Here is a 22,552-nt window from a genome sequence, read left to right as displayed (position 1 = left end):
GCGGCGATACCTGGTCAGCGTTGCCCTAGGCGATCAGCACGCCGCGCGCTTCCTCGACGATGGCATGCGGCACGAAACGGGCGCTGTCCTGGGTCACCAGCGAGCTGTCCTCGCGGATGCCGATGCCGCAGGCGCGGTCGCCGACCACCCAGCTGCCGATCAGCGGATAGTGGCCGTCGAACGCGGTCAGCGGATGGCAGGCCTGGCGGATGCACGGGCCGTCATACGGGCCGTCGGTGCGCAGTTCGCGGCCGTCGTCCAGGTGCATCGCGATGTTGGCGCCCTCGCGCGAATGCAGCGGCTTGCGCACCCAGCCGCGCGGCAGCGCGCCGCCCTGGTCGAATTCGGCCGGCAACAGGTTCGGGTGGCCGCGGTGCGCATCCCACAGCAGCGGCAGGATGCCCTTGTTGCTGAGCAGCGCCTTCCACGGCGGTTCGATCAGCTGCAGCCCTGAGCGCGGCAGGTACGGGCCGAACGTTTCGCGGAACAGGTCTTCCAGCGGGTACAGCTTGAACAGGCAGCCGATCACCTGGTCGTCGAGGTCGGTGAAGCGGCCGTCCTCGGAGATGCCGATGTCCTCGATCGCCAGCGTGCCGCACTCGATGCCGGCCTGCAGCGCGCAGTCCCGCAGGTAGGCGATGGTGCCCTGGTCTTCGTTCGAATCACGCACGGCGGCGAAATGGAACGGTCGCGCGATGCCGCGGGCGATCGTGCCGAACGCCTCCACCAGCGATTCCTGGATCGAGTTGAACTGGTCGCTGCCGGCCGGCAGCTGGCCGCGCGCGAGCTGGTCCTCCAGCCATTGCCACTGGAAGAACGCGGCCTCGAACAGCGAGGTCGGCGTGTCGTAGTTGAGCTCGTACAGCTTGGCCGGACCGCGGCCGTCGTAGGCGAAATCCAGCCGGCCGTACAGGTGCGGTTCGCGCCGGCGCCAGCTTTCGGCGATCCAGTCCCGGTACGGCTCGGGTACCGCCAGCTGCTGCATGAGCTGCTCGCTGCCCACGATGCGCTCGACCATGTCCAGCGCCATCGCGTGCAGCTCTTCGGTGGGCGACTCGATGTCGTGCTCGATCTCGCGCAGGCTGAAGGCGTAGTACGCGGACTCGTCCCAGTACGGCGCATCGTCGATGGTGTGGAAACCGAAACCGCAATCCGCGGCCTTGGCGCGCCAGTCGGGGCGCTCGGCCAGCGCGATGCGGCGCATCAGCTGCCGAAACCGCGACTGCCGCTGGAGCGGCCGAAGCCGGAGCGGCTGGTGGTGACCGCGCGATTCGGCGTGGCGTTGATCGGCACCATGCCGGTGCCTGCGGTGCCGCCGCGATAGACGCCGCCACTGGCGCCGCCCGCCGCCGGCCGTTGCCAGCCGCCGTTGCTGTCGCGGAATGCAGGGGCGCTGTTGAAGCCGTTGGCGGCCACGCCGTTGCGCATCATCTGCGACAGGAAGAAGCCGGTCATCAGCGGGCCGAAGAACGAATGGTTGTTGCCGTCGCTGCGTTCGGCGCACTTTTCCTTGCCGTAGCTGGCCTCGCATTCCTCGCGGTTGGCGAAGCGCGGCGCGGTGGCCACCGCTTCCTGCTCGGCCTTGGCAAAGGCCTGGTTGCAGGTGCTGCTGTCATTGGTCTGCGCCACGCAGGCCTCGACCGAGGTGTACAGGCCTTCGCGCGCCTCGTTGCGGTCGCAGGCGGTCAGCAGCAGCGGGGCCGTGCCCATCAGCAGCAGGGCGGCGGTGCGGGATCGTTTCATGGGGATGCTCGGCCAGGGGAATCCGCTCAAGCATGCCTGTTCGGGCGGGTGGATGAAAGTTCTTGCGAATGACCGCGGCGGGCGCTGCGGATGGCCGTCCGGCTATTCGAGTTCGTCCGCCAGCTCGTGCAGGTCGGCGATGTGCTGTTCCCACCAGCGCGATTCGGCGGCGAACGGGAACGCGACGGGAAAGGCCGGGTCATGCCAGCGCGCGGCGATCCAGCCGGCGTAGTGCAGCTGGCGCATCGCCCGCAGCACCGGAATCAGCGCCAGTTCGCCGTGGTCGAAATCGCGGAACTGCTGGTAGCCCTCAAGCAGCGCCTCCATCGTGCGTTCGTCGCTGGCCAGCATCCACAGGTCCTGCACGGCGGGGCCGCTGCGGGCGTCGTCGAAGTCGACGAAGTGCGGGCCGGCATCGGTCCACAGCACGTTGCCCGGATGGCAGTCGCCATGCAGGCGCAACTGGCGCAGCGGGCCGAGCGCCTCCATGCGTGCGCCGATCGCCGCGTCCAGCCGGGTCGCGGCGACGCGGTAGTTGGCCTGCAGGCCGGCCGGCAGCAACGACGAGCCGAGCACCGCATGCATCGGCTGCTGCACCATCGTGTCGCGGTCGAGCCGGCCGCGATGTGCAAACGGCGCGCGGGCGCCGATCACGTGCATGCGCGCGATCAGCCGACCCAGCCACTGCAACTGGTCGAGCGCTTCCAGCTCCGGCGCGCGGCCGCCCCGGCGCGGGGTCAGCGCGTAGCGGAAGCCACCGTGATGCAGCAGGCTGCGGCCGTCGAACAGCAGCGGGGCGACCGCGGGCAGTTCGGCGTCGGCCAGCTCCTGCGCGAAGGTGTGTTCCTCGATGATCGCCGCATCGCTCCAGCGGTCCGGCCGGTAGAACTTCGCGATCACCGGAGCAGCGTCCTCGATGCCGACCTGCCACACCCGGTTCTCGTAGCTGTTCAGCGCCAGCAGGCGACCGTCCGGCCACAGCCCGCAGGCGCTCACGGCGTCGAGCACGAGATCGGGCGTGAGGCTCTCATACGGCGCAGCCGCCATCAGGAAACGCGCCTCTTGCTTTCGCCTGCTCTCCCCGTGTCGGAGAGAGGATTGAGGTGAGGGGACGCTCTATCGAGATGCGGCATGTTCAACGCGTGCCCATGCCGCGCGCCGCGATCACCGCCATGGTGATGCGCGAAATGCACACCAGAGCCCCTTCCTCGCTTTCGATGCGGATCTCCCACACCTGGGTGGTGCGGCCGATGTGCAGCATCTTGGCGGTGCCGGTGACGCTGCCGCCGCGCACGCCGCGGATGTGGTTGGCGTTGATGTCCAGTCCCACCGCCAGCTCCTTCGCGGGGTCCAAGGTCAGCATCGCGGCGGTGCTGCCCAGCGTTTCGGCCAGCACCACCGAGGCGCCCCCGTGCAGCAGGCCGTAGGGCTGATGGGTGCGATGGTCGACCGGCATGGTGCCGGCCAGCCAGTCGTCGCCGATCGCGGTGATGCGGATGCCCAGCGTCTCCATCATGGTGTTGGCGCTCCATGCGTTGACGCGGTCCAGGTCGGTGGATTGTTTCCAGATGCTCATCGTTGATTCCCGTGGATCGAACCCGCATTGTCGTCCGGGGTCATCGCCGCGACAATGCACACGTGTTCAAGGTCACCCTCAAGACATCCGGCCGCCAGTTTTCGGTGGTCGCGGGCGAAACCGTGCTGGAAGCGGCGCAACGGGCGGGTGTGGCCTTGCCTTATTCGTGCCGGGCCGGCGTCTGCGGCAGCTGCAAGGCCACCTTGCTGGACGGGCGCTGCGAGTATCCGCGCAATCCGCCGCTGGCGCTGAATGCGGATGAGCAGGCGCACCATGCGGTGCTGCTGTGCCAGGCCGTGCCGGTGACGGATTTGTTGCTGGAAGCGCGCGAAGTCACCTCGGTGGAGGACATCGCGCGGCGCCAGCTCGGCATGGTGGTGACCGAGAAGTGGCCGCTGGCGCCGGATGTCACCGGCCTGCGCCTGCTGCCGGCACGCGGCGAGCGTCGCCTGAAGCGCCTGCCCGGCCAGTATGTCGACGTGCTGCTGGAGGATGGCAAGCGCCGTCCGTTCTCCATCGCCAACGGCCCGCAGGCCGACGGCATGATCGAGATGCATGTGCGCCACGTGGCCGGCGGCGGTTTCACGTCGTGGGTGAGCAGCACGCTGAAGCCGGGTGATCACCTGCGCGTGGAGGGCCCGCTGGGCACCTTCGTGCCGCGCGAGGATTCGGAGCGAGCGATGATCTTCATGGCCGGCGGCACCGGTTTTGCGCCGGTGAAGGCAATCGTCGAGCACTTCATCGCGCTGGGCACGCGTCGCGCCATCCAGGTCTACTGGGGGGCGCGCGTGGCGGGCGACCTGTACCTGCGCGCGCTGGCCGAACGCTGGGCGGGCGAACTGCCGAACCTCGCGTTCCACGCGGTGGTGTCCGACGCGGACGGCGCGGCGGGTTTGCGCACCGGCCTGGTGCACGAGGCGGTGCTGGCCGACCAGCCGGACCTGTCAGGGCACGACCTTTACATGAGCGGGCCGCCGGCGATGATCGATGCCGCGCATCCGCGCTTCCTGGCTGCCGGCCTGCCGGAAGAGCGTCTCTACTACGACTCGTTCGAATACGCCCCCGACGTGCTGGCGCAGATCATCGCCGGGCGCGCGGGCATCCATGACTTGCCGCTGCCGTAGACACCTGACGATCGCTGTCTGATCGGGCAGCGGGGCGGGAGCGTGGCCCGCCAGCGGGTTACTTACCGGTTGCCCTTGGCCACCGGCAACTGCGCCGCGTGCCAGGCCAGCACGCCGCCGTCCAGCCGATGAACCTTGGCGAAGCCGGCCTTGACCAGCCGCTGCGCGGCCTTGATCGAATTGCCACGACCGTCCTTGTCCATCACCACCACCGGCAGTTCCTTCGCCTTGGCCAGATCCTTGTTCTCCGGATCGAACTGGCTCATCGCCACGTGCCTGGCGCCGGGCACGTGCATCTTCTCGAATTCGGCGATCGCCGACAGATCGATCAGCAGCGGGTTTTCGCGATTGATCAGGTGGGTCAGGCCGGCCGGGCTAAGTTCCCCGACCTTGCTGAACAGGGCGCTGACCTGCATCACGATCAGCGCCAGCAGCAGGATCGCGAACAGGGCCACCAGGGCCACATGGTTGCCGACAAATTCGGGCAGCTTGTGCAGGAAATCGTTCATCGTCAGTCCACAGGTGCCTTGATCGCACCAATTCGGGTAAACCGGCGATTATACGGAGTTGCCGCCAGTTGCGCGGGGGGCGTCGACTCAGCGCCTGGGAAGAAAACCACATCCTGTGGTTTCTTCTATCGCGAGTCCGGTACACGCCCGGACTCGCTCACGCGAATCAGGCACGGCGTGCCCGATCCGCGGTCGGCCATGCCTGGCCGACCTGAGAGGTTGAAAAACGCACAACCTCTCAGTCCTGGGTGATGTCCGGCAGGCCGCTGGTCAGCCACCAGTGCCTGGTCGCCTCGTCGTAGTGCCAGGTCTGGTGGTCGACGACGCTGCGCTCGGACTGGTTGTGGATGTTGACCAGGTTGATCACCACCGTCTGCTGCACGTCGAAGTCGCCGGTCGGCACCGGGCCCGCATCGTCGTTGTACTCGGTGACCCGCACCTGCTGGAAGCGCGCCAGCTGCAGCGAGGTCAGCGGATGCGCGGCGCGAACCTTCGGCTCGACGAACTGGGCGGCGCTCTGGAAATCGCCCCAGCGCAGCGTGCTGCCGTAGGCCTTGAGCGTGGTGGTGAGGGCATCGCTGCGGGTCTTGGTGGCGCAGCCGGCCAGCAGCAGGCCCGACAACAGCACGATCAGAAGGCTGGTGATCCGACGCATGTGGTTTGCTCCCCGATGAAATCCCGCCCATTCTGCCTGATGCGCAGGCAGTCCACTCAGGCCCGGCGTTTGGCCACGAAGCGTGCGTTCAAGGCGCACGCCGGTTCGCCGTTCTCGCCGGGCACCACGCAGTCGACCGCGATGCGCGCCCGGCCGCGGTTGTCCAGGGTGGAGAAGAAGGTCGCCCAGTCCGCGTCCTCGGCCAGCCGCGCCTGGCTGTGGAAGTCGTCCCACAGCGGCGCCAGGTAGCGCACGCTGGACTCGGCGACGAACACGTCGCAGTCCGTGCCGCGCTTGCGCAGCGCCAGTTCGACCAGCGCCCAGCCGCTCAAGGTCATCACGCTGACCAGGCTGCCGCCGAACGCGCAACCCTTGTCGTTGACGTTGGGCGCCAGCGGCGCGCGCAGGGTCAGGCTGTGCTCGTCGCAGTCCGCCAGTTCCAGGTCCATCGCATGGGCCAGCGGGATCTCGTCGCGGACGAACTGGATCAGTTGCCGGGCCAGCAGGGTTGCTTCGGTCTTGCTCACGTGATCGGGGATTCGCGTGGGGAAAGCCCGGCAGTGTAAAGGATGCTCTGATCTATTCAGCACTGGCGTCACCGGCTCTGTCTGCCCGCAGATTCGTGGTGCGCGGACGAAGACAGGCGTCGGCCTGTCGAGGAGGCGCGCCGCGGAGATGCGGGCAGACAGAGCCGGCCCCAACCGATTGAATACAAAGATGGGGTGACGTCCAGAAGGCCCCCAGGCGGCAGCGCACGGCTTGCCAAGGCGGCCAGCCTTGCCGGCACCGCGCACTGCCACCTGGGGGCCTTCTGGACGTCATGCCGCCTGCGCTGAATAGATCAGAACATCCTGAGCCACCGCTACACTGGAGCCATGACAGTAAGCGTGCGCGGTGCGCGGATGCAGCGACCATCCAGCCGGAAAACCCCAGGCCTGCATGGCCGGATCGTGGTGATCACCCGTCCGGCGGGCACCGCTTCCGCGCTGGCGCGGAAGGTGCGTGTGCTGGGCGGCGTGCCGTTGCGCCTGCCCGGAATGGGCTTGCGTGCCGCACCCGATGCGGACGCGGTACGCGCCGGCCTGTGCGCCGCCCTGGGCGACGAATTGATCGTGTTCACCAGCCCTGCCGCCGTCCGCCATGCGGCGGCGCTGCTGCCGCTGCGCACCACCGCGTGCGTCCTGGCGGTGGGCCAGGGCACCGCGCAGGCCCTGCGTCGACACGGTGTCGCTGCACCGCTGGCACCGCGCCGGCAGGACAGCGAGGGGCTGCTGGAACTTTCCCAGTTGCAGTCGTTGCGCGGCCGCCGGGTGGCCTTGATCGGCGCGCCGGGCGGACGCGGCGTGTTGCGCGAGCAGCTCGCGGCGCGGGGTGCGCGCCTGCGCGAGCTGCAGGTCTACCATCGCGTGCCGCCGCGACTCGATCGCCGTCACGCGGAAGCGCTGCTGCAGCTGCCCGCCTCGGCGCGGGTATTGCTGTCCAGCGCCGAGGCTTTGCACAACCTGCAGCAGTTGCTGCCGGCGCCGGCATGGGCGCGACTGTGCGCGGCCACTGCGGTGGTCAGCAGCGAACGCCTGGCCGAGGCGGCGCGGGCGGCCGGGTTCCAGCGCATCCGCGTGGCGGCTTCGGCCGTGTCGGCCGATCTGCTGGCCGAGGCCGCTACCGCGGGTTGAGCGAATCTTCACATCCGCCTGCTACGAACGCGCGCGTATGGGCTGCTAGCATGCGCTCATGAGCAACCACGACATGCCCAACGAGCCCGCCGCGCCCGAGGGCGCCCGTTCCGCACCCGTCGCGCCCGATGCGGTGCTGGTCGAGCCGCCGCTGCGTCCGTCACGGCCGGCTTCCCATCGCCCTGCACCGGGTCCCCGCGGTAGTGGCACGCTGGCGCTGGCGATCCTGCTGGCGCTGGTCGCGGCTGGCGCGTCCGGCTACGTCGGCTGGCGCCAGTGGCAGCAGGAGCAGGGCGCGGCGGTCGACACGCGGAACGTGGCCAGCCTGCAGCAGCGCGTGGAGACCCTGGAAACCTCCCTCACCGCCATGAGCGAACAGCGCAGCAGCCTCAACCAGCGGCTGGACGATGCAGCCCAGGTCAACCGTTCGCTGCGCGAGGAGCTGCTGGGTCAGGCCGAACGCACCCGCCATGTCGAGGACGCAGTGGCCAGGCTTGCCGAGAAGAGCCTCAGTGGCCATGACGGCATGCTGCTGGACGAAACCGAATCGCTGCTGCGCATGGCCAGCGAACGCTACACGCTGTTCCACGACGCGCAGGGCGCGGCGGCGGCTTATGCGCTGGCCGACCAGACCCTGGCCGCGGTCAACGATGGCGCATTCGGCGGGCTGCGCCAGAGCATCGAGGCCGAGCGCGAGGCCCTGGCCAGGAGCCAGCCGGCCAGCCAGGCCGCCGCCCTGCAACAGTTGCTGGCCTTGCGTGGCGAGCTGGCCACGCTGCCGCTGAAGCCGCTGGACAGCGGCACCGCCGGCGGCACCGACACCTGGTCGCGGATTCGTCGCGCGCTGGCCAGCGTGGTCAGCGTGCAGCGCGACAACGGCGCACCGCTGGCCGTCGCCGACGCGCGTCTTGCCCGCGAACTGGCGACGCTCGACCTGGCCCAGGCACAGGCGGCGCTGCTGGCCTACGACAGCAAGGACTATGCTGCGGCCCTGCAGCGCGCGGACGCCACCCTGGCCAGCCAGTTCGACGCCGCCGCGCCTGCCGTGCAGCAGGCGCGCGCCACGCTGCGGCAACTGGCGGCGCAATTGCCGGCGAAGCCGTCGGTGCAGCTCGGCGCCGCGCTGACCGAACTGCGCAACCTGCGCGCGGTGCATGCACTGGGCCCGGCACCGTCCAGCAGCGCAGCGCCGGCCGAGGCCCAGCCATGAGGCTCTGGTACGGGGTGTTGCTGGCGGTGCTCGCCGCCGCGCTGGCCGCATTCGGCTGGCACTGGGTGGCGGAGGACCCCGGCTACGTGCTGCTGCGCCTGCGTGGCTGGAGGATCGAAACCACGGTGGTCGCCGCACTGGTGATCCTGCTGCTGGCGTGGGCCGTGCTGACCAGCTTGTGGCGGCTGCTGCGCTGGCCGTTCGGTGCGCTCTCGCGGCGGCATCGGCGGCTCAGCCAGCAGCGCCTCGGCGCGGGTCTGATCGCGCTGATCGAAGGTCGCCACGGCGATGCCGAACGTGATCTCAATCGTGCCTCGCGGCTGGACAGCCTGCGTGGTCCGGCCCTGCTCGCCTCGGCCGAAGCCGCTTCGCGCCGCGGCGAACCCGGCCGCGCGCTGGAGGCGCTGGACCAGGCGGCGCAGTCGGTACCGCAGGCCGCGCGCGTGCTGCGTGCCCGCGTGCTGCGTCGCGAAGGCAAGCCGGCCGAAGCGCTGGCCCTGCTGCTGCCCGAGTCGGACAAGGGCACGCTGACTCCCGGCGGCTGGCGCGAACTGGTCCAGGCCGCGCTGGCCACCGGCGACACCCGGCGCGCCCGCGAGGCGCTGGCGCCGCTGCAGAAGAGCGGCGCGCTGGGCCATCGTGCCTACGCCGTGCTGGAGGCGCAGGTGCTGGTTGCCACGCTGAACGCCGCGCCCGACGGAGCCACGTTGAACGCGATGTGGTCGCAATGGCCCAAGCCGCAGCGGCGGGTGCCGGCCGTGATCGATGCCTACGCGCGTCGCGCCGCCGGCTTCGGCCTGACCCTGCCGGCCATGGATGAAGTGGAATCCGCGCTGCGCCGCGAGTGGTCGCCGTTGCTGATCGAAACCTACGGCAGCCTGTCCGGCGATGACGTCGAGGCGCGCCTGCGTCGCGCCGAAGGCTGGCTGGACGCGCATCCGAACGACGCCAACCTGCTGCTCACCCTTGGCCGCATGTGCGTGCGACTGAAAGTCTGGGGCAAGGCCCATCAGTACCTGCAGCGCTCCCTGGCGCTGGCGCCGGGCGCCGCCGCGTGGGAAGCCCTGGGCGACACCTTCGCCGGCCAGGGCGACCCCGCCCAGGCGCAACGCTGCTATCGCAACGCGCTGGCGTTCACCCGTGGTGACGTCGTCACGCCGCTGGCGCAGACCGCCAATCCGCTGCAGCCGGACACGCATCCGGTCGCGATCGAGGAGCGTGACGCGCACGGGCTGCCGCGCCTGCCGGGGTAACGCCGCTACAGCGCCGTCAGATTCGCGTAGGCGGCCACCAGCCACTTGCTGCCCACGCCTTCGAAATTGATCTGCAGCCGGGTGTGCGCCCCGCTGCCCTCCGCGCTGACCACCACGCCTTCGCCGAAGCTGGGGTGGCTGACGCGCTGGCCGAGCTTCACCGGCAGCGTTTCTTCCAGCGATGACGATGTTTCGCGCGGACGACCGCTGTACATCGGTCGGGTCACGTGCACGCGTGGGCGCACTTCGTCGATCAGTTCGGCCGGCATTTCGCCGAGGAAACGCGACGGTCGCGCCAGCATCTCGGTGCCATGCATGCGGCGCGATTCGGCGTGGGTGACGACCAGCCTTTCGCGGGCGCGGGTGATGCCGACGTAGGCGAGCCGGCGTTCCTCCTCCAGCCGGCCTTCGTCGTCGACCGAACGCTGGCTGGGGAACAGGCCTTCCTCCATGCCGACCAGGAACACCACCGGGAACTCCAGCCCCTTGGCCGAGTGCAGCGTCATCAGCTGCACGCAATCGTCCCAGGCTTCGCCCTGGTTCTCGCCCGCTTCCAGGGTGGCGTGGGACAGGAACGCGGAGAGTTCGCTCAGGCCCGCGTCGATGTCCTCGGCGTTGCGCTCGAAGCGGCTGGCCACGTTGACCAGTTCGTCCAGGTTTTCCACCCGCGACTCGGCGTTGCCCCGCGAATCCTTCTCGTAGAAATCGCGCAAGCCGGTGTGGGTGATCGCGTGGTCGATCTGTTCGGCCAGGGTGAGGCCGGGAATCGGCAATGGGGAGTCGGGCATGGGAGGATCAACAGCGGGAAGCGCAGCATCGGCTTCTCCGATTCCCGCGAAGCTGCGCGCCATCCCGTCGACCAGTGCCAGGAACGCCTTCACCGCGTTCTTCGCCCGCCCGGCCAGTTCGCTGCCGCCGGCCAATTCGAGCAGCGCCGCTTCCCACATCGACGTATCGTCGTGGCGGGCGCGGCGGCGCAGCACATCCAGCGTGCGATCGCCGATGCCACGGGGTGGGGTGTTCACCGCGCGCTCGAACGCGGCGTCGTCGTGCCGGTTCGCGGTGAGGCGCAGATACGCCAGCGCGTCCTTGACCTCGGCGCGCTCGAAGAAGCGCTGGCCGCCGTAGACGCGGTAGCCGATGTTGCGCTGGACCAGCTGTTCCTCGAAGTTGCGCGATTGCGCGTTGGACCGATACAGGATCGCGCAGTCCTTCGCCGAGCCGTGCTCGTCGATGTACTCGCGGATGCGCTCGATCACGAAGCGCGCCTCGTCCTGCTCGTTGTACGCCGCGTACAGCGCGATGCGTTCGCCGTCGTCGCCGGCCGTCCACAACTCCTTGCCTAGGCGACTGCCGTTGCGCTGGATCACGCTGTTGGCGGCTTTCAGGATGGTCGAGGTGGAGCGGTAGTTCTGTTCCAGCTTGATCGTGCGGGCGCCAGGGAAGTCGCGCAGGAACTGCGTCATGTTCTCCACCCTGGCGCCGCGCCAGCCGTAGATCGACTGGTCGTCGTCGCCGACCGCGAAGACCTGGCCGGTGGCGCCGGCCAGCACGCGGATCCAGGCGTATTGCAGCGTGTTGGTGTCCTGGAACTCGTCGACCAGCAGGTGGCGCCAGCGTTGCTGGTAGTGCTCCAGCACGGCGGGATGCTTCAGCCACAATTCGTGCGCGCGCAGCAGCAGCTCGCCGAAATCGACCAGGCCGGCACGGCGGCAGGCGTCCTCGTAGGCCTTGTAGATGTTGACGAAGGTCTGCGTGACCGGGTGATCGCGATGCTCGATGCCGTCCGGGCGCCTGCCTTCGTCCTTCCAGTGGTTGATCTGCCACATGGCCTGCCGCGGCGGGTACTTCGCGTCATCCAGGCCCAGCCCGGCGACCACCCGTTTCACCAGCCGCAGCTGGTCGTCCGAATCGAGGATCTGGAACGTCTCCGGCAAGCCCGCCTCGCGCCAGTGCCGCCGCAGCAGCCGGTGCGCGATGCCGTGGAAGGTGCCCACGGTGAGGCCCTGGGTGCCGCCGGGGATCAGCGCCTCCAGCCGCGCGCGCATCTCGCCCGCTGCCTTGTTGGTGAAAGTGACGGCGAGGATCGCCCACGGCGGCACGCGTTCGGCCTGGGTCAGCCAGCCGATGCGGTGGGTCAGCACGCGGGTCTTGCCCGAGCCGGCGCCGGCGAGCACCAGGTAATGGCCGGGAGGGGCGCAGACGGCTTCGCGCTGCGCGTCGTTGAGCGGGTCGATCAGGTACGAGACATCCATCGTGCCCATTGTAGTGGGCACAAAGGAAAACCGCCGCGAAGGCGGCGGTTTCCGGCTGGCGCATGGTCGCCGTCAGCGCTTCTGCATGAAGCCGCCAAGCGCCAGCAACGCGCCGACCACGATGCCGGCAATGCCGATCCATTGCGGCACGCCCTTGTCGTGGGTGGCGGTGAGCTTGGCCGAACCGACCTGCACCAGGGTGTCGGTGTCCTGGTAGAAGGCATGGCCGGCCACCACCCAGATACCCGCGGCAATGAGGATGATGCCGACGATGATCAGACCTGTGCGCATGGTGTTCCCCTTGGTGAGTGTGCCCGGGAGTATGCCGTGCGCCGGTGTGCATGAAACGTACAGGCGAGGCGGCAGGCCGGCGGATGGACGGCGGGCAAAAAAAGCCCCGGAGGCTAGGGGGAGCCTCCGGGGCGGGGCAGACACGAAGACCCAGGGGAGAGGTTCGTGCCTGTGGCGGCTCAGGGAGGTGAGCGCGCCGCGGATGCCGTTGCGTGCATCCGTGGGATTAGAGTGGGGTGGATCGAAAAAGTTGCAAGGGTTGCAGAGAAATTTACGAGCGATTCAGTCTCATGGAAAATTAACGGGAACGCCGCTCAATGCGCCTCGTCCCAGTTGGCGCCCACGCCCACGTCGACCAGCAGCGGCACCGCCAGTGCCGCGGCGCCGGACATCCGTTCGACCACGGCCGCCCGCACTTCCTCGATCGCCTCGCTGCGCACCTCGAACACCAGTTCGTCGTGCACCTGCATCAGCATGTGTGCGTCGTCGCGATCCTTCAGCCACGTGGCCACCGCGATCATCGCGCGCTTGATGATGTCGGCCGCGCTGCCCTGCATCGGTGCGTTCACCGCGGCGCGCTCGGCGCCCTGGCGCAAGCCTGCGTTGCGAGCGTTGAGGTTCTCCAGATAGAGCCGGCGGCCGAAGATGGTTTCCACGTAGCCGTCGCGGTGGGCCTGTTCGCGGGTGGCATCCATGAACGCGCGCACGCCGGGGTAGCGCGAGAAGTAGCGGCCCATGTAGTCGCCGGCCTCGCCGCGTTCCACGCCGAGCTGGCGGGCCAGGCCGAACGCACTCATGCCGTACATCAGGCCGAAGTTGATCGCCTTGGCCGCGCGGCGCTGGTTGGTGGTGATCTCCTCCGGCGCCACGCCGAACACTTCGGCCGCGGTGGCGCGATGCACGTCACCGCCGGAGTGGAACGCGCGCAGCAGGCCTTCGTCGCCGGACAGGTGGGCCATGATGCGCAGCTCGATCTGCGAATAGTCCGCCGCCATCACCTTCCAGCCGGGTGGCGCGATGAAGGCCTGGCGGATGCGCCGGCCCTCTTCGGTACGCACCGGGATGTTCTGCAGGTTCGGGTCGGAGGAAGAGATCCGACCGGTCGCCACCGAACCCTGGTGGTAGCTGGTGTGCACGCGGCCCGTGCGCGGATTGACGATGCCTGACAGTTTGTCGGTGTACGTGCTGCGCAGCTTGGCCAGGCCGCGGTAGTCGAGGATCAGCCGCGGCAGCTCGTGGGTCTCGGCGATCGCCTCCAGCGCTTCCTCATTGGTGGAAGGCTGGCCGGTGGGCGTCTTCAGTTTCGCTTCGAGGCCGAGCTCGTCGAACAGCACCGCCTGCAACTGCTTGGGCGAATCCAGGTTGAACTCGCGTCCGGCCAGCGCGTACGACTGCTGCTGCAATTCCAGCATGCGCTTGCCCAGCTGCTGACTCTGCCGACGCAGTTCGTCGCCGTCGATCAGCACGCCGCGGCGTTCCATCTCGGCCAGTACCGGCACCAGCGGAATCTCGATGTCCCGGTACACGTCGCGCAAGGACGGCACGCTCTCCAGCTTCGGCCACAGCGCATGGTGCAGGCGCAGGGTGATGTCGGCATCCTCGGCGGCATAGCGGCAGGCGGTGTCCAGGTCCACCTGGGAGAATGAAATCTGCTTCGCGCCCTTGCCGGCGACCTGTTCGTACTTGATCGTCTCGTAGCCCAGGTATTTCTTCGCCAGCGAGTCCATGTCGTGGCGCGTGGCGGTGGCGTTCCACACGTAGGATTCGAGCATCGAGTCGTGCGCCAGCCCCTGCACCGCGATGCCGTAGTGCGCCAGGATGTTGATGTCGTACTTCGCGTGCTGGCCGAGCTTGGGCCGCGATGGATCCTCGAAGACCGGCTTCAGCGCAGCCAGCACCTCTTCGCGGTCGAGCTGCTTCGGCGCGCCGGGATAGTCGTGGCCCAGCGGGATGTAGCAGGCCTTGCCCGGCTCCACCGCCAAGCTGATGCCGACGATGTCCGCGCGCATCGCGTCGATGCTGGTGGTTTCGGTGTCGAAGGCGATCAGTTCGGCACCGCGGAGTTTTTCCAACCAGGCGTCGAACTGCGGCCGGGTGGTGACCAGTTCGTAGTCACCCGGCGCGGACAATGCCGCATCAGGCGCGGCAGGGCTCCCGGCGGCCGTGGCTTGATCGATGCCGGGTGCCGGGCGACCGTCAGGAAGTCCCCCTGCGGGATGCCCGATGCCCGGCTCCTGGCCATCCAGCTCCTTCAGCGCGGCCTTGAACTCGTAGCGCGTGTACAGCTCGCGCAGCTGCGCCACGTCGGCGTCGCGCTGGGCCAGTTCGGTGGGACCGAATTCCAGCGGCACGTCGGTCTTGATGGTGACCAGCTCCCGCGACAGCGGCAGCCGCGGCAGCGCTTCGCGCAGGCTCTCGCCGATCTTGCCGCCGATCTTGTCCGCGTTGGCGATCACGCCGTCCAGCGAATCGTATTCGGCCAGCCATTTCGCGGCGGTCTTGGGGCCGCACTTGGGCACGCCCGGGACGTTGTCGATGGCGTCGCCGGTGAGCGCGAGGAAGTCGATGATCTGATCCGGCCGCACGCCGAATTTCTCCATCACGCCGTTGCTGTCCATCACCGTGTTGCTCATGGTGTTGACCAGGGTGACGTGGGGGCCAACCAGCTGGGCCATGTCCTTGTCGCCGGTGGACACCTCCACCTCGATGCCCAGCTCATGCGCCTGCATCGCCAGCGTGCCGATCACGTCATCGGCCTCGACCCCGCCCACGCGCAGGATCGGAAAGCCCAGCGCGCCGACGATTGCCAGCATCGGCTCGACCTGGGCGCGCAGGTCGTCCGGCATCGGCGGGCGATTCGCCTTGTACTGGTCGTACAGCGCGTCGCGGAAGGTCGGCCCGGGTGCGTCGCTGACGAAAGCCAGGTACTCCGGCTTCGCCTTCAGCGTGGCACGCAGCATGTTGACCACGCCGAACAGCGCGCCGGTGGGCTCGCCTTGCGCATTGGTCAGCGGCGGCAGCGCATGGAAGGCGCGGTACAGATAGGAAGAGCCGTCGATGAGGATGAGCTTGGGCATGGGCAATGGTGACCTGGGCGGAACAGCCGCACCGGCGTTGCAGGCCGGCGGGCCCGGGGAAGAGTGCCGGCCATTCTCGCATGCAGGGCGAAACGCCGCGCTTCACGAAAGCGGGTGCATCGCGCTGCTATGCTGCCCTCCCCGAACGAGGTTGCCGCCATGAAGACCGTTGCCGTGCTGGCTGCCGCCAGCTTCCTGTTCGCAGTGAGCCTGCCGGGCTCGAGTGCGTTGGCGCAATCCGCTCCATCGACGAACGTGCCACCGCCGCCTGGCCTCAACGCCCCGGGAGTGAAAGCCGTCAGTCCGCCGACGGCAAAAAAGACCGCGACGAAGAGCGCCGCTGCCGCCAGCGCGCCCGCAAAGTCCCTCAACCTGAAGCCGCAGGCCCTGCCGGCGATGCACGACGACGGCGCGCGGCATCCGCGCGACGAAGTGACGCCGGAAGTGCGGGTGCACCAGGAAGGCGACAACAGCATCCAGGAATACAGCCGCAACGGCCGTGTCTACATGGTGGTGATCACGCCGAAAAGCGGCATCGCCCAGACCTACATGGTCGACCCGCAGGGTCGGCTGGTCGACGAGCATGGCCAGAAACCGGTGGGCCCGGTGATGTACAAGGTGCTGGAGTGGGGCAAGGCGCGGCCCCCGGCAGAGTCGGACGAAGCCACGCCGAACGACAGCGGTCACTGACGGCGCGCTCCACCGGCACCCGGCCAGGCCGGTGCCGGTCGTGAGGATGTCCTGGGCAGCTGCGTGAAAGCTGGTTGCTGTTCGCACCGGGCTCGGCGCTGTTCGCCCGGGTCGCCTAGGCCGGGTCGTCCAGTTCCGGATAGTGCCGGAAGATGCCGCTCTCGTTGAACGGCAGGCGTCGTGGCGAGGCGAGATACGCGGCGACGCGAGGTCGTTGCGCCACCCGCTCCTTCAGTGCCCGCAACAGCGGCAGTTGCCGGCCGATGCGCAGCATCGCCCGCGGAAACGCATACTCCAGCCCGCTCATCAGCTGGAACAGCGACAGATCGACGTACGAGTGCGCATGCAGGGGGTGATGCCCGCCGCTGCGTTCCAGCACCTGTTCGAAGTAGTCGAGGTATTTCGGCAGCCGGGTCTCGCGCAGGTCCGCGGCACGGCGGACGGCTTCGCTGCGCTGCTCTTCGTAGTACAGGCTGCCCGCGATCGGATGATGCGAGTCGTGCACTTCGGCGACCAGGTCGGCGATGGTCAGCTGCAACTGCTGCGCAAGCAGCCGGCGGCTCTCGCTGTCCGGCACCAGGTCGAGCGGCGGCCCGAGATGGTGCAGGATGTTCGCCGTCTGCGCGATCAGCAATCGGCCGGCCTTGAGGAAGGGCGGTGCAAACGGCAGTGGACCGTCGTGGACACCGTCGAGATACTGCACCATGACGTCGTCGCCCTGCTCGCGGGCGATGTCGTCATACGGGGCGCCGGCATCCTCCAGCGCCAGCCGCACGAACTCGCCGCGACCCTGGATGCCGCTCCAGTAGAACAGCTGATAATGCATGGCAGCCTCCCGCGTGAGGGTGGATGCCGAGCGTGCGCCCGTCCGCGCCCGGACTCAATGCCGGATCTGCTTCCGTCATGTTCAGTGACGGAAGTGGCGCATCCCGGTGAACACCATCGCCATGTCGTGCTCGTCGGCAGCGGCGATCACTTCGGCATCGCGCATCGAGCCGCCCGGCTGGATCACCGCGCTGATGCCGGCGGCGGCCGCCGCGTCGATGCCGTCGCGGAACGGGAAGAACGCATCCGATGCCATCACCGAACCACGCACTTCGAGATTCTCGTCGGCGGCCTTGATGCCGGCGATCTTCGCGCTGTACACGCGGCTCATCTGGCCGGCGCCGATGCCGATGGTCTGGCGATCGCGGGCGTAGACGATGGCGTTGGACTTGACGAACTTGGCCACCTTCCAGGCGAAGATCAGGTCGTGGATCTGCGCCTCGGTGGGCGCCTTGCGGGTCACCACCTTGAGGTCGGCGGCGGTGATCATGCCGGTGTCGGCGCTCTGGATCAGCAGGCCCGAACCCACGCGCTTGGAATGGCCGCCCGGATGCGCGCCGAGCAGGTTGCCGTCCTCGGGAATCGGAATGACCAGCACGCGCACGTTGCCTTTCTTGTGGAACGCCTTGAGCGCTTCGTCCGCATACGCCGGCGCCAGCACCACCTCGACGAACTGGCGCTCGACGATCGCCTTCGCGGTGGCGCCATCCACTTCGCGGTTGAACGCGATGATGCCGCCGAAGGCGGACGTGGGATCGGTCTGGAAGGCCAGGTCGTAGGCCTTGCCGATGCCGTCCAGGCTCACCGCCACGCCGCAGGGGTTGGCGTGCTTGACGATCACGCAGGCCGGCTTGACGAAGCTGCGCACGCATTCCCACGCAGCATCGGCATCGGCGATGTTGTTGAACGAAAGCTCCTTGCCCTGCAGCTGCCGGAAGGTGGCCAGCGTGCCGGCAGCGGGGTGCAGGTCGCTGTAGAACGCTGCCTGCTGGTGCGGGTTTTCGCCGTAGCGCAGGTCCATCAGCTTGGTGAAGCGGCCGTTGATCTGCGCGGGGAAGGTGGCGTGGCCGGCGATCGTCTGCTGCGTCTCGTCCAGTTGCAGGCCCGACAGGTAATCGCTGATCGCACCGTCATAGTTCGACACGTTGTTGAATGCGGTCACCGCCAGACTGAAGCGGGTGGCGCGGGTCAGGCCGCCGTGCTGTTCGATCTCGGCCAGCGCCGCGTCGTACTGCCCGGGCGAGGTCAGCACGCCCACGTCGTTCCAGTTCTTCGCCGCCGAACGCAGCATCGCCGGGCCGCCGATGTCGATGTTCTCGATCGCCTGCTCCAGGGTGCAGTCCGGCCTCGCCACCGTGGCCTCGAACGGATAAAGGTTCAGCACCAGCAGATCGATCGGCGCGATGCCGAGTTCGGCCATCACCGCGTCGTCGGTGCCGCGGCGACCGAGCAGGCCGCCGTGCACGTTCGGATGCAGGGTCTTGACCCGGCCGTCCATGATTTCAGGGAAACCGGTGACGTCGCTGACGTCGGTGACCGCGATGCCCGCTTCGCGCAGCGCCTTCGCGCTGCCACCGGTGGAGAGCAGTTCGATGCCTTTCGCGGCGAGGCGTCGTCCCAGGTCGATCAGGCCGGTCTTGTCGGAGACGCTGAGCAGGGCGCGACGAACCGGGACGAGCTGGGGAGCGGGCATGAGCGGGTTTCCGTAGGGGGAAAGCCGGTCATTATAGCCGGCCAAACGCAGGCCGGCTTTTGCGGGTGGGAATTACAGCAGGCCGTGTGCGGCCAGCTTCTTGCGCAGGGTAGCGCGGTTGATGCCGAGCGCGCTGGCGGCGCGGCTCTGATTGCCGTCGTGGAAGGCCAGCACCTCGCGCAACAGCGGCACCTCGACTTCCCGCAGCACCAGCGCGTGCAGGCCTTCGGCACACTCGGTGTCACCGATATCGGCGAGATAGCGGCGCACCGTGCGGGTGACACATTCGCTCAGGGCGCTCTGGCCATGGTGGCTGGCGCCAGGCGAACCTGCGTTCTGCGACGAGGCCGCTCTGGCGGGCTCGGCAGCAGGCAGTCTTACGGCATTCACGGACATTTTCCCTCACGTACGAAACGACGACTGCATGGGCCGTCGCGAATGGTTATGGATGATGCTGGTGCTTCGTGGCGCCTGTTGCATGCGGTCGAGGCATGCAGACGCGAAGAGTCGAGTCTACCCGCGCGGGCGGATAATTTTAAGTACCGGGGATGCCTTCATTCGAAACCGATCTCGAACGCCACCGCGCTGTCGCCCGGGTCCTCCACCTCCAGCAGCAGCACCGCCGTGCCCCCGGGCGCCAGCCCGCTGCGCAGGATCGAGGTGTCGTCCAGGTACTCCTCCGGCTGCAGCCGGCGCATCGCGATGCGCTGGCCCTGCGCGTTCGACAAGGTGATCGTCAGCACCGGGTACGGCTGGGCAAAGGCGGCATCGTTGCGCACGCTGGCGCTGATCATCAGCGCGTGGGCGACACTCGGGTGCGCCTGCACGTTGCTGGCCAGCAACCGCAGCCGTTCCGGTGCGGCGACCAGCGGCAGCTCGCAGCCCATAGTCGCGCAGGCGCTGCGCAGCCAGCCGCCGGTGAGCGGATCGCGGATCAGGTCGTTGCGCTTGGCCCAGGCCAGCTGGACGCCGAGCGACAGTGTCAGCAGGCTGCAGGCCAGTACCCATGGCCAGCGCCGTTCGTCCGATGACGACAGGTGCCGCCGTTCCCTTCGTTCCGTTCGCTTCGGCGCCCGGGCCTTCGGCTCGCGTGCAAAGCGCGGCGCAAACACCAGTTGCGAGAAGTCCTCCACGGGAGTGGCCGACGCCGCCGCGACTGGCGCCTCGCCGAGCACGACGACAGGCGTCGGCTCCGGTCGCGGGCGATAGATCACCAGGTCGAGCAGCGGTGGTTCGAATGCGGGTTCGTTCAGCGGCAACTCGACGAACGGTTCAGGCGGCAGCTGTTCGGCGAGCGTGGCCAGGCTGTCGAAACCGGCATGGCAATGGCCGCACACGACATGGCCGTGCGCCTTGGCGAGTGTCGGCGCATCCAGCGAGAACACGGACAGGCATTCGGGGCATTGGGTATACATGCAGGCCGTTTTGAATCGGTATCGGCCAAGCTTAGCAGGCTGATCGCGCCGCCAAGCCTGCATCCAAGTTTCAGCCGCGGCGGCGTCCGCTGATGCGCACCCAGTCCTCGCGCGTGTCCACCCGCAGATCCTCGAACCACTCGGCGTAGCGCTGCAGCAGTTCGTCCTGCTGGCCGGCGAGGATGCCGGAGATCGCGAACGGCGCGCCCGGCTTGGCGGCGGCGGCGAAGGTGGGCGCGAGCTCGCCCAGCGGACCGGCCAGGATGTTGGCGATGAACACGTCTGCTGGCGGGGCGTCCACGTCCTGCGGCAGGAACAGCGCGAGCTGGTTGTCCACGCCGTTGCGCCCGGCGTTGTCGGCCGAGGCGACCAGTGCCTGCGGATCGTTGTCGACGCCGACCGCACTGGCCGCGCCGAGTTTCAGCGCGGCGATCGCCAGGATGCCCGAGCCGCAGCCGTAGTCGGTGATGGTCTTGCCGTCGAGGTCGAGGCCGTCCAGCCATTCCAGGCACAGGGCCGTGGTGGGATGGGTGCCGCTGCCGAAGGCGAGGCCGGGGTCGAGCCGGACCACGACGAGGTCGTCGTCAACCGGCGGTTCGATGTTCCACGGATAGATCCACAGGCGCCGGCCGAACGGCATCGGCTTGAACTGGTCCATCCAGACGCGTTCCCAGTTCTGGTCGGCGACCTCGCTGAAACTCAGCTGCTCCGGTTCCAGCCATGGCAACAGTTCACCCAGCGCCGCGGCCAGGCCGCGGCGGTCGGCGTCTTCATCGAACAGCGCATTCAGCGTGATCGTCGACCACAGCGGCAACTCGCCCACGCCGGGTTCGAAGATCGCCTGTTCGTCCGGCGTTTCGGCATCGGCGTCGCGCAAGGTGATCGACAGCGCGCCGAGATCCTCCAGCGCTTCTTCCGCGCCGGGTTGCTGTTCGAGGCGGACGACCAGGGAGAGTTCGAGAAAGGGCATGGGGTGATGTCCCCCTCTTCCCTTGAGGGAGAGGGCTGGGGTGAGGGGCGGGGCCAGCGGTGAAGTGTGTATGAGCGAGTTTTGATCGGGCGTGCTGCAAGTCCGCCCCCTCACCTTCCCGCCAGGGGATTTCCTCCGGTCACGATCCTCTCCCCAAGGGGAGAGGAGGCAAACGCAAGAAGCGCGTTGCTTTATTGAGACGGGCCGGCCTTCTCTTTCTGCTCGGCCATGCGCTTTTCGAGGTAATGGATGTTCTGCCCGCCATGCTGGAAGCCGACGTCGGCCATGATCTTCTGCTGCAGCGGGATGTTGCACTTCACCCCTTCGATCACGGTTTCCGCCAGCGCCAGCTGCATGCGGGCGATCGCGGTGGCGCGGTCGGGACCGTGCACGATCAGCTTGCCGATCATCGAATCGTAATTCGGCGGAATCCGGTAGCCATCGTACAGGTGCGTGTCGACGCGCACGCCCGGGCCGCCCGGTGCCTCGAAGCGTTTCACCGTGCCCGGGCTCGGCATGAAGGTGTCCGGGTCCTCGGCGTTGATGCGGCATTCGATCGAATGGCCGCGGATCACGATGTCTTCCTGCCTGATCGACAGCTTCTCGCCGCCGGCGATCAGCAACTGCTCGCGGACCAGGTCGACGCCGGTGATCCACTCGGTCACCGGGTGCTCGACCTGGATGCGGGTGTTCATCTCGATGAAGTAGAAGCGGCCGTTCTCGAACAGGAACTCGAACGTGCCGGCGCCGCGGTAACCGATGCGGATGCAGGCATCCACGCAGACCTTGCCGATCTCGGCGCGCAGCTCGGGCGTGATGCCGGGGGCGGGCGCTTCCTCGACCACCTTCTGGTGGCGGCGCTGCATCGAGCAGTCGCGCTCGCCCAGGTGGATCGCGTTGCCCTGGCCGTCGGCCAGCACCTGGATTTCCACGTGGCGCGGGTTCTCCAGGAATTTCTCCATGTAGACCACGTCGTTGCCGAAGGCCGCCTTGGCCTCCTGCTTGGTCATCACGATGGAGTTGCCCAGGTGCGCCTCGGTGCGCACCACGCGCATGCCGCGGCCACCGCCGCCGCCGGCGGCCTTGATGATCACCGGATAACCGATCTCGCGGGCGATCTTGATATTGGTGTCGACATCCTCGCCCAGCGGTCCGCCGGAGCCGGGCACGCACGGCACGCCGGCCGCCTTCATCGCCTTGATCGCCTCGACCTTGTCGCCCATCAGGCGGATCACGTCGGCGGTGGGACCGATGAAGATGAAGCCGGACTGCTCGACCTGCTCGGCGAAATCCGCGCGCTCGGACAGGAAGCCGTAACCCGGGTGGATCGCCTGGGCGTCGGTGATCTCCGCCGCCGCGATGATCCGCGGGATGTTGAGATAGCTGTCGACCGACGGCCCCGGGCCGATGCAGATCGACTCGTCGGCCAGGCCGACGTGCTTGAGGTTGCGATCCACCGTGGAATGCACCGCCACGGTCTTGATGCCCAGACTGTGGCAGGCGCGCAACACGCGCAACGCGATTTCGCCACGATTGGCGATGACGACTTTTTCTAGCATGGGAGCTCCAAAGAGCGGGGAACCGGGAACGGGG

Annotated in this window: 21 protein-coding genes; 5 read left to right on the top strand and 16 right to left on the bottom strand. The window is 68.2% G+C overall.

Annotation, left to right across the window (positions count from 1 at the left end):
* Positions 1–25 precede the first annotated feature (25 nt).
* The 4 genes from UU7_RS06765 to UU7_RS06750 all read right to left on the bottom strand — a co-directional run bounded on the left by UU7_RS06765 (position 26) and on the right by UU7_RS06750 (position 3,319).
* The gene (locus tag UU7_RS06765) at positions 26–1,204 is read right to left on the bottom strand and encodes a glutathionylspermidine synthase family protein (RefSeq protein WP_007806651.1); all 1,179 of its coding nucleotides are present in this window, start codon (positions 1,202–1,204) and stop codon (positions 26–28) included.
* Positions 1,204–1,743: a DUF1190 domain-containing protein gene (locus UU7_RS06760; RefSeq protein WP_007806646.1), complete on the bottom strand. Its 540-nt coding sequence runs from the start codon at positions 1,741–1,743 to the stop codon at positions 1,204–1,206. Before UU7_RS06760 ends, UU7_RS06765 begins: the two co-directional genes overlap by 1 nt.
* Before the next feature lie 102 nt (positions 1,744–1,845).
* Positions 1,846–2,790, bottom strand: a complete 945-nt coding sequence (locus tag UU7_RS06755) for a serine/threonine protein kinase (protein WP_007806645.1) — start codon at positions 2,788–2,790, stop codon at positions 1,846–1,848.
* A gap of 88 nt (positions 2,791–2,878) precedes the next feature.
* Positions 2,879–3,319 (bottom strand): hotdog fold thioesterase, encoded by a 441-nt coding sequence (locus UU7_RS06750; RefSeq protein WP_007806642.1) that lies wholly within the window; start codon positions 3,317–3,319, stop codon positions 2,879–2,881.
* A gap of 62 nt (positions 3,320–3,381) precedes the next feature.
* Between UU7_RS06750 and UU7_RS06745 the strand changes: the two genes are divergently transcribed.
* Positions 3,382–4,443, top strand: a complete 1,062-nt coding sequence (locus UU7_RS06745) for a 2Fe-2S iron-sulfur cluster-binding protein (protein ID WP_040672998.1) — start codon at positions 3,382–3,384, stop codon at positions 4,441–4,443.
* Positions 4,444–4,505: 62 nt separating this feature from the next.
* Here UU7_RS06745 and UU7_RS06740 read toward each other — a convergent pair whose 3' ends face one another.
* The 3 genes from UU7_RS06740 to UU7_RS06730 form a co-directional block, all read right to left on the bottom strand.
* A complete protein-coding gene (locus UU7_RS06740) occupies positions 4,506–4,952 on the bottom strand; it encodes a rhodanese-like domain-containing protein (protein ID WP_007806640.1) in 447 nt (148 codons plus the stop codon).
* A 238-nt stretch (positions 4,953–5,190) separates the two neighbouring features.
* On the bottom strand, positions 5,191–5,607 hold the full coding sequence (locus UU7_RS06735; protein ID WP_007806638.1) for a hypothetical protein: 417 nt from the start codon (positions 5,605–5,607) through the stop codon (positions 5,191–5,193).
* A gap of 56 nt (positions 5,608–5,663) precedes the next feature.
* Positions 5,664–6,134 (bottom strand): YiiD C-terminal domain-containing protein, encoded by a 471-nt coding sequence (locus UU7_RS06730; protein WP_007806636.1) that lies wholly within the window; start codon positions 6,132–6,134, stop codon positions 5,664–5,666.
* Positions 6,135–6,509: 375 nt separating this feature from the next.
* Between UU7_RS06730 and UU7_RS06725 the strand changes: the two genes are divergently transcribed.
* Genes UU7_RS06725 through UU7_RS06715 form a run of 3 tightly spaced genes read left to right on the top strand, consistent with a single transcriptional unit; the run spans position 6,510 to position 9,743 of the window.
* Positions 6,510–7,280 (top strand): uroporphyrinogen-III synthase, encoded by a 771-nt coding sequence (locus UU7_RS06725; RefSeq protein ID WP_007806633.1) that lies wholly within the window; start codon positions 6,510–6,512, stop codon positions 7,278–7,280.
* A 58-nt stretch (positions 7,281–7,338) separates the two neighbouring features.
* On the top strand, positions 7,339–8,490 hold the full coding sequence (locus UU7_RS06720; RefSeq protein ID WP_007806631.1) for a uroporphyrinogen-III C-methyltransferase: 1,152 nt from the start codon (positions 7,339–7,341) through the stop codon (positions 8,488–8,490).
* Entirely contained in the window at positions 8,487–9,743 is a 1,257-nt protein-coding gene (locus UU7_RS06715) for a heme biosynthesis HemY N-terminal domain-containing protein (protein ID WP_007806628.1), read from the top strand. The genes UU7_RS06720 and UU7_RS06715 overlap by 4 nt, the downstream gene beginning before the upstream one ends.
* A 5-nt stretch (positions 9,744–9,748) precedes the next feature.
* On the opposite strand, the gene UU7_RS06710 is transcribed toward UU7_RS06715, so the two are convergent.
* The 3 genes from UU7_RS06710 to polA all read right to left on the bottom strand — a co-directional run bounded on the left by UU7_RS06710 (position 9,749) and on the right by polA (position 15,366).
* Entirely contained in the window at positions 9,749–11,998 is a 2,250-nt protein-coding gene (locus tag UU7_RS06710; RefSeq protein WP_040673027.1) for a DNA helicase II, read from the bottom strand.
* A 72-nt stretch (positions 11,999–12,070) separates the two neighbouring features.
* Positions 12,071–12,289 (bottom strand): hypothetical protein, encoded by a 219-nt coding sequence (locus UU7_RS06705; protein ID WP_007806624.1) that lies wholly within the window; start codon positions 12,287–12,289, stop codon positions 12,071–12,073.
* A 314-nt stretch (positions 12,290–12,603) separates the two neighbouring features.
* Complete coding sequence (polA, locus tag UU7_RS06700) at positions 12,604–15,366, bottom strand: DNA polymerase I (RefSeq protein WP_007806623.1); 2,763 nt, start codon at positions 15,364–15,366, stop codon at positions 12,604–12,606.
* A gap of 159 nt (positions 15,367–15,525) precedes the next feature.
* On the opposite strand from polA, the gene UU7_RS06695 reads away from it, so the two are divergent.
* Positions 15,526–16,056 (top strand): DUF2782 domain-containing protein, encoded by a 531-nt coding sequence (locus UU7_RS06695; RefSeq protein ID WP_040673026.1) that lies wholly within the window; start codon positions 15,526–15,528, stop codon positions 16,054–16,056.
* Positions 16,057–16,171: 115 nt separating this feature from the next.
* On the opposite strand, the gene UU7_RS06690 is transcribed toward UU7_RS06695, so the two are convergent.
* From UU7_RS06690 to accC, 6 genes are all read right to left on the bottom strand, one after another.
* Positions 16,172–16,882 carry a glutathione S-transferase gene (locus UU7_RS06690; protein ID WP_007806621.1) on the bottom strand — a complete coding sequence of 237 codons (711 nt, stop codon included), beginning with the start codon at positions 16,880–16,882 and terminating at the stop codon, positions 16,172–16,174.
* An 81-nt stretch (positions 16,883–16,963) separates the two neighbouring features.
* A complete protein-coding gene (gene purH, locus UU7_RS06685) occupies positions 16,964–18,574 on the bottom strand; it encodes a bifunctional phosphoribosylaminoimidazolecarboxamide formyltransferase/IMP cyclohydrolase (protein WP_007806620.1) in 1,611 nt (536 codons plus the stop codon).
* Between the two features lie 72 nt (positions 18,575–18,646).
* A complete protein-coding gene (locus tag UU7_RS06680) occupies positions 18,647–18,970 on the bottom strand; it encodes a helix-turn-helix domain-containing protein (protein WP_050981427.1) in 324 nt (107 codons plus the stop codon).
* Between the two features lie 158 nt (positions 18,971–19,128).
* Positions 19,129–19,989, bottom strand: coding sequence for a zinc-ribbon and DUF3426 domain-containing protein (locus tag UU7_RS06675; protein ID WP_007806618.1), 861 nt, complete (start codon positions 19,987–19,989; stop codon positions 19,129–19,131).
* A gap of 70 nt (positions 19,990–20,059) precedes the next feature.
* The gene (gene prmA, locus UU7_RS06670; protein ID WP_007806617.1) at positions 20,060–20,959 is read right to left on the bottom strand and encodes a 50S ribosomal protein L11 methyltransferase; all 900 of its coding nucleotides are present in this window, start codon (positions 20,957–20,959) and stop codon (positions 20,060–20,062) included.
* 191 nt (positions 20,960–21,150) lie between these two features.
* Positions 21,151–22,518: an acetyl-CoA carboxylase biotin carboxylase subunit gene (gene accC / locus UU7_RS06665; protein ID WP_007806616.1), complete on the bottom strand. Its 1,368-nt coding sequence runs from the start codon at positions 22,516–22,518 to the stop codon at positions 21,151–21,153.
* Between the last annotated feature and the right edge of the window lie 34 nt (positions 22,519–22,552).

This window comes from Rhodanobacter spathiphylli B39, assembly GCF_000264295.1.
In the GTDB taxonomy this organism is placed as follows: domain Bacteria; phylum Pseudomonadota; class Gammaproteobacteria; order Xanthomonadales; family Rhodanobacteraceae; genus Rhodanobacter; species Rhodanobacter spathiphylli.
Note: the sequence above shows the minus strand (reverse complement) of the source record. Positions and strands in the feature narration are given on the sequence as shown.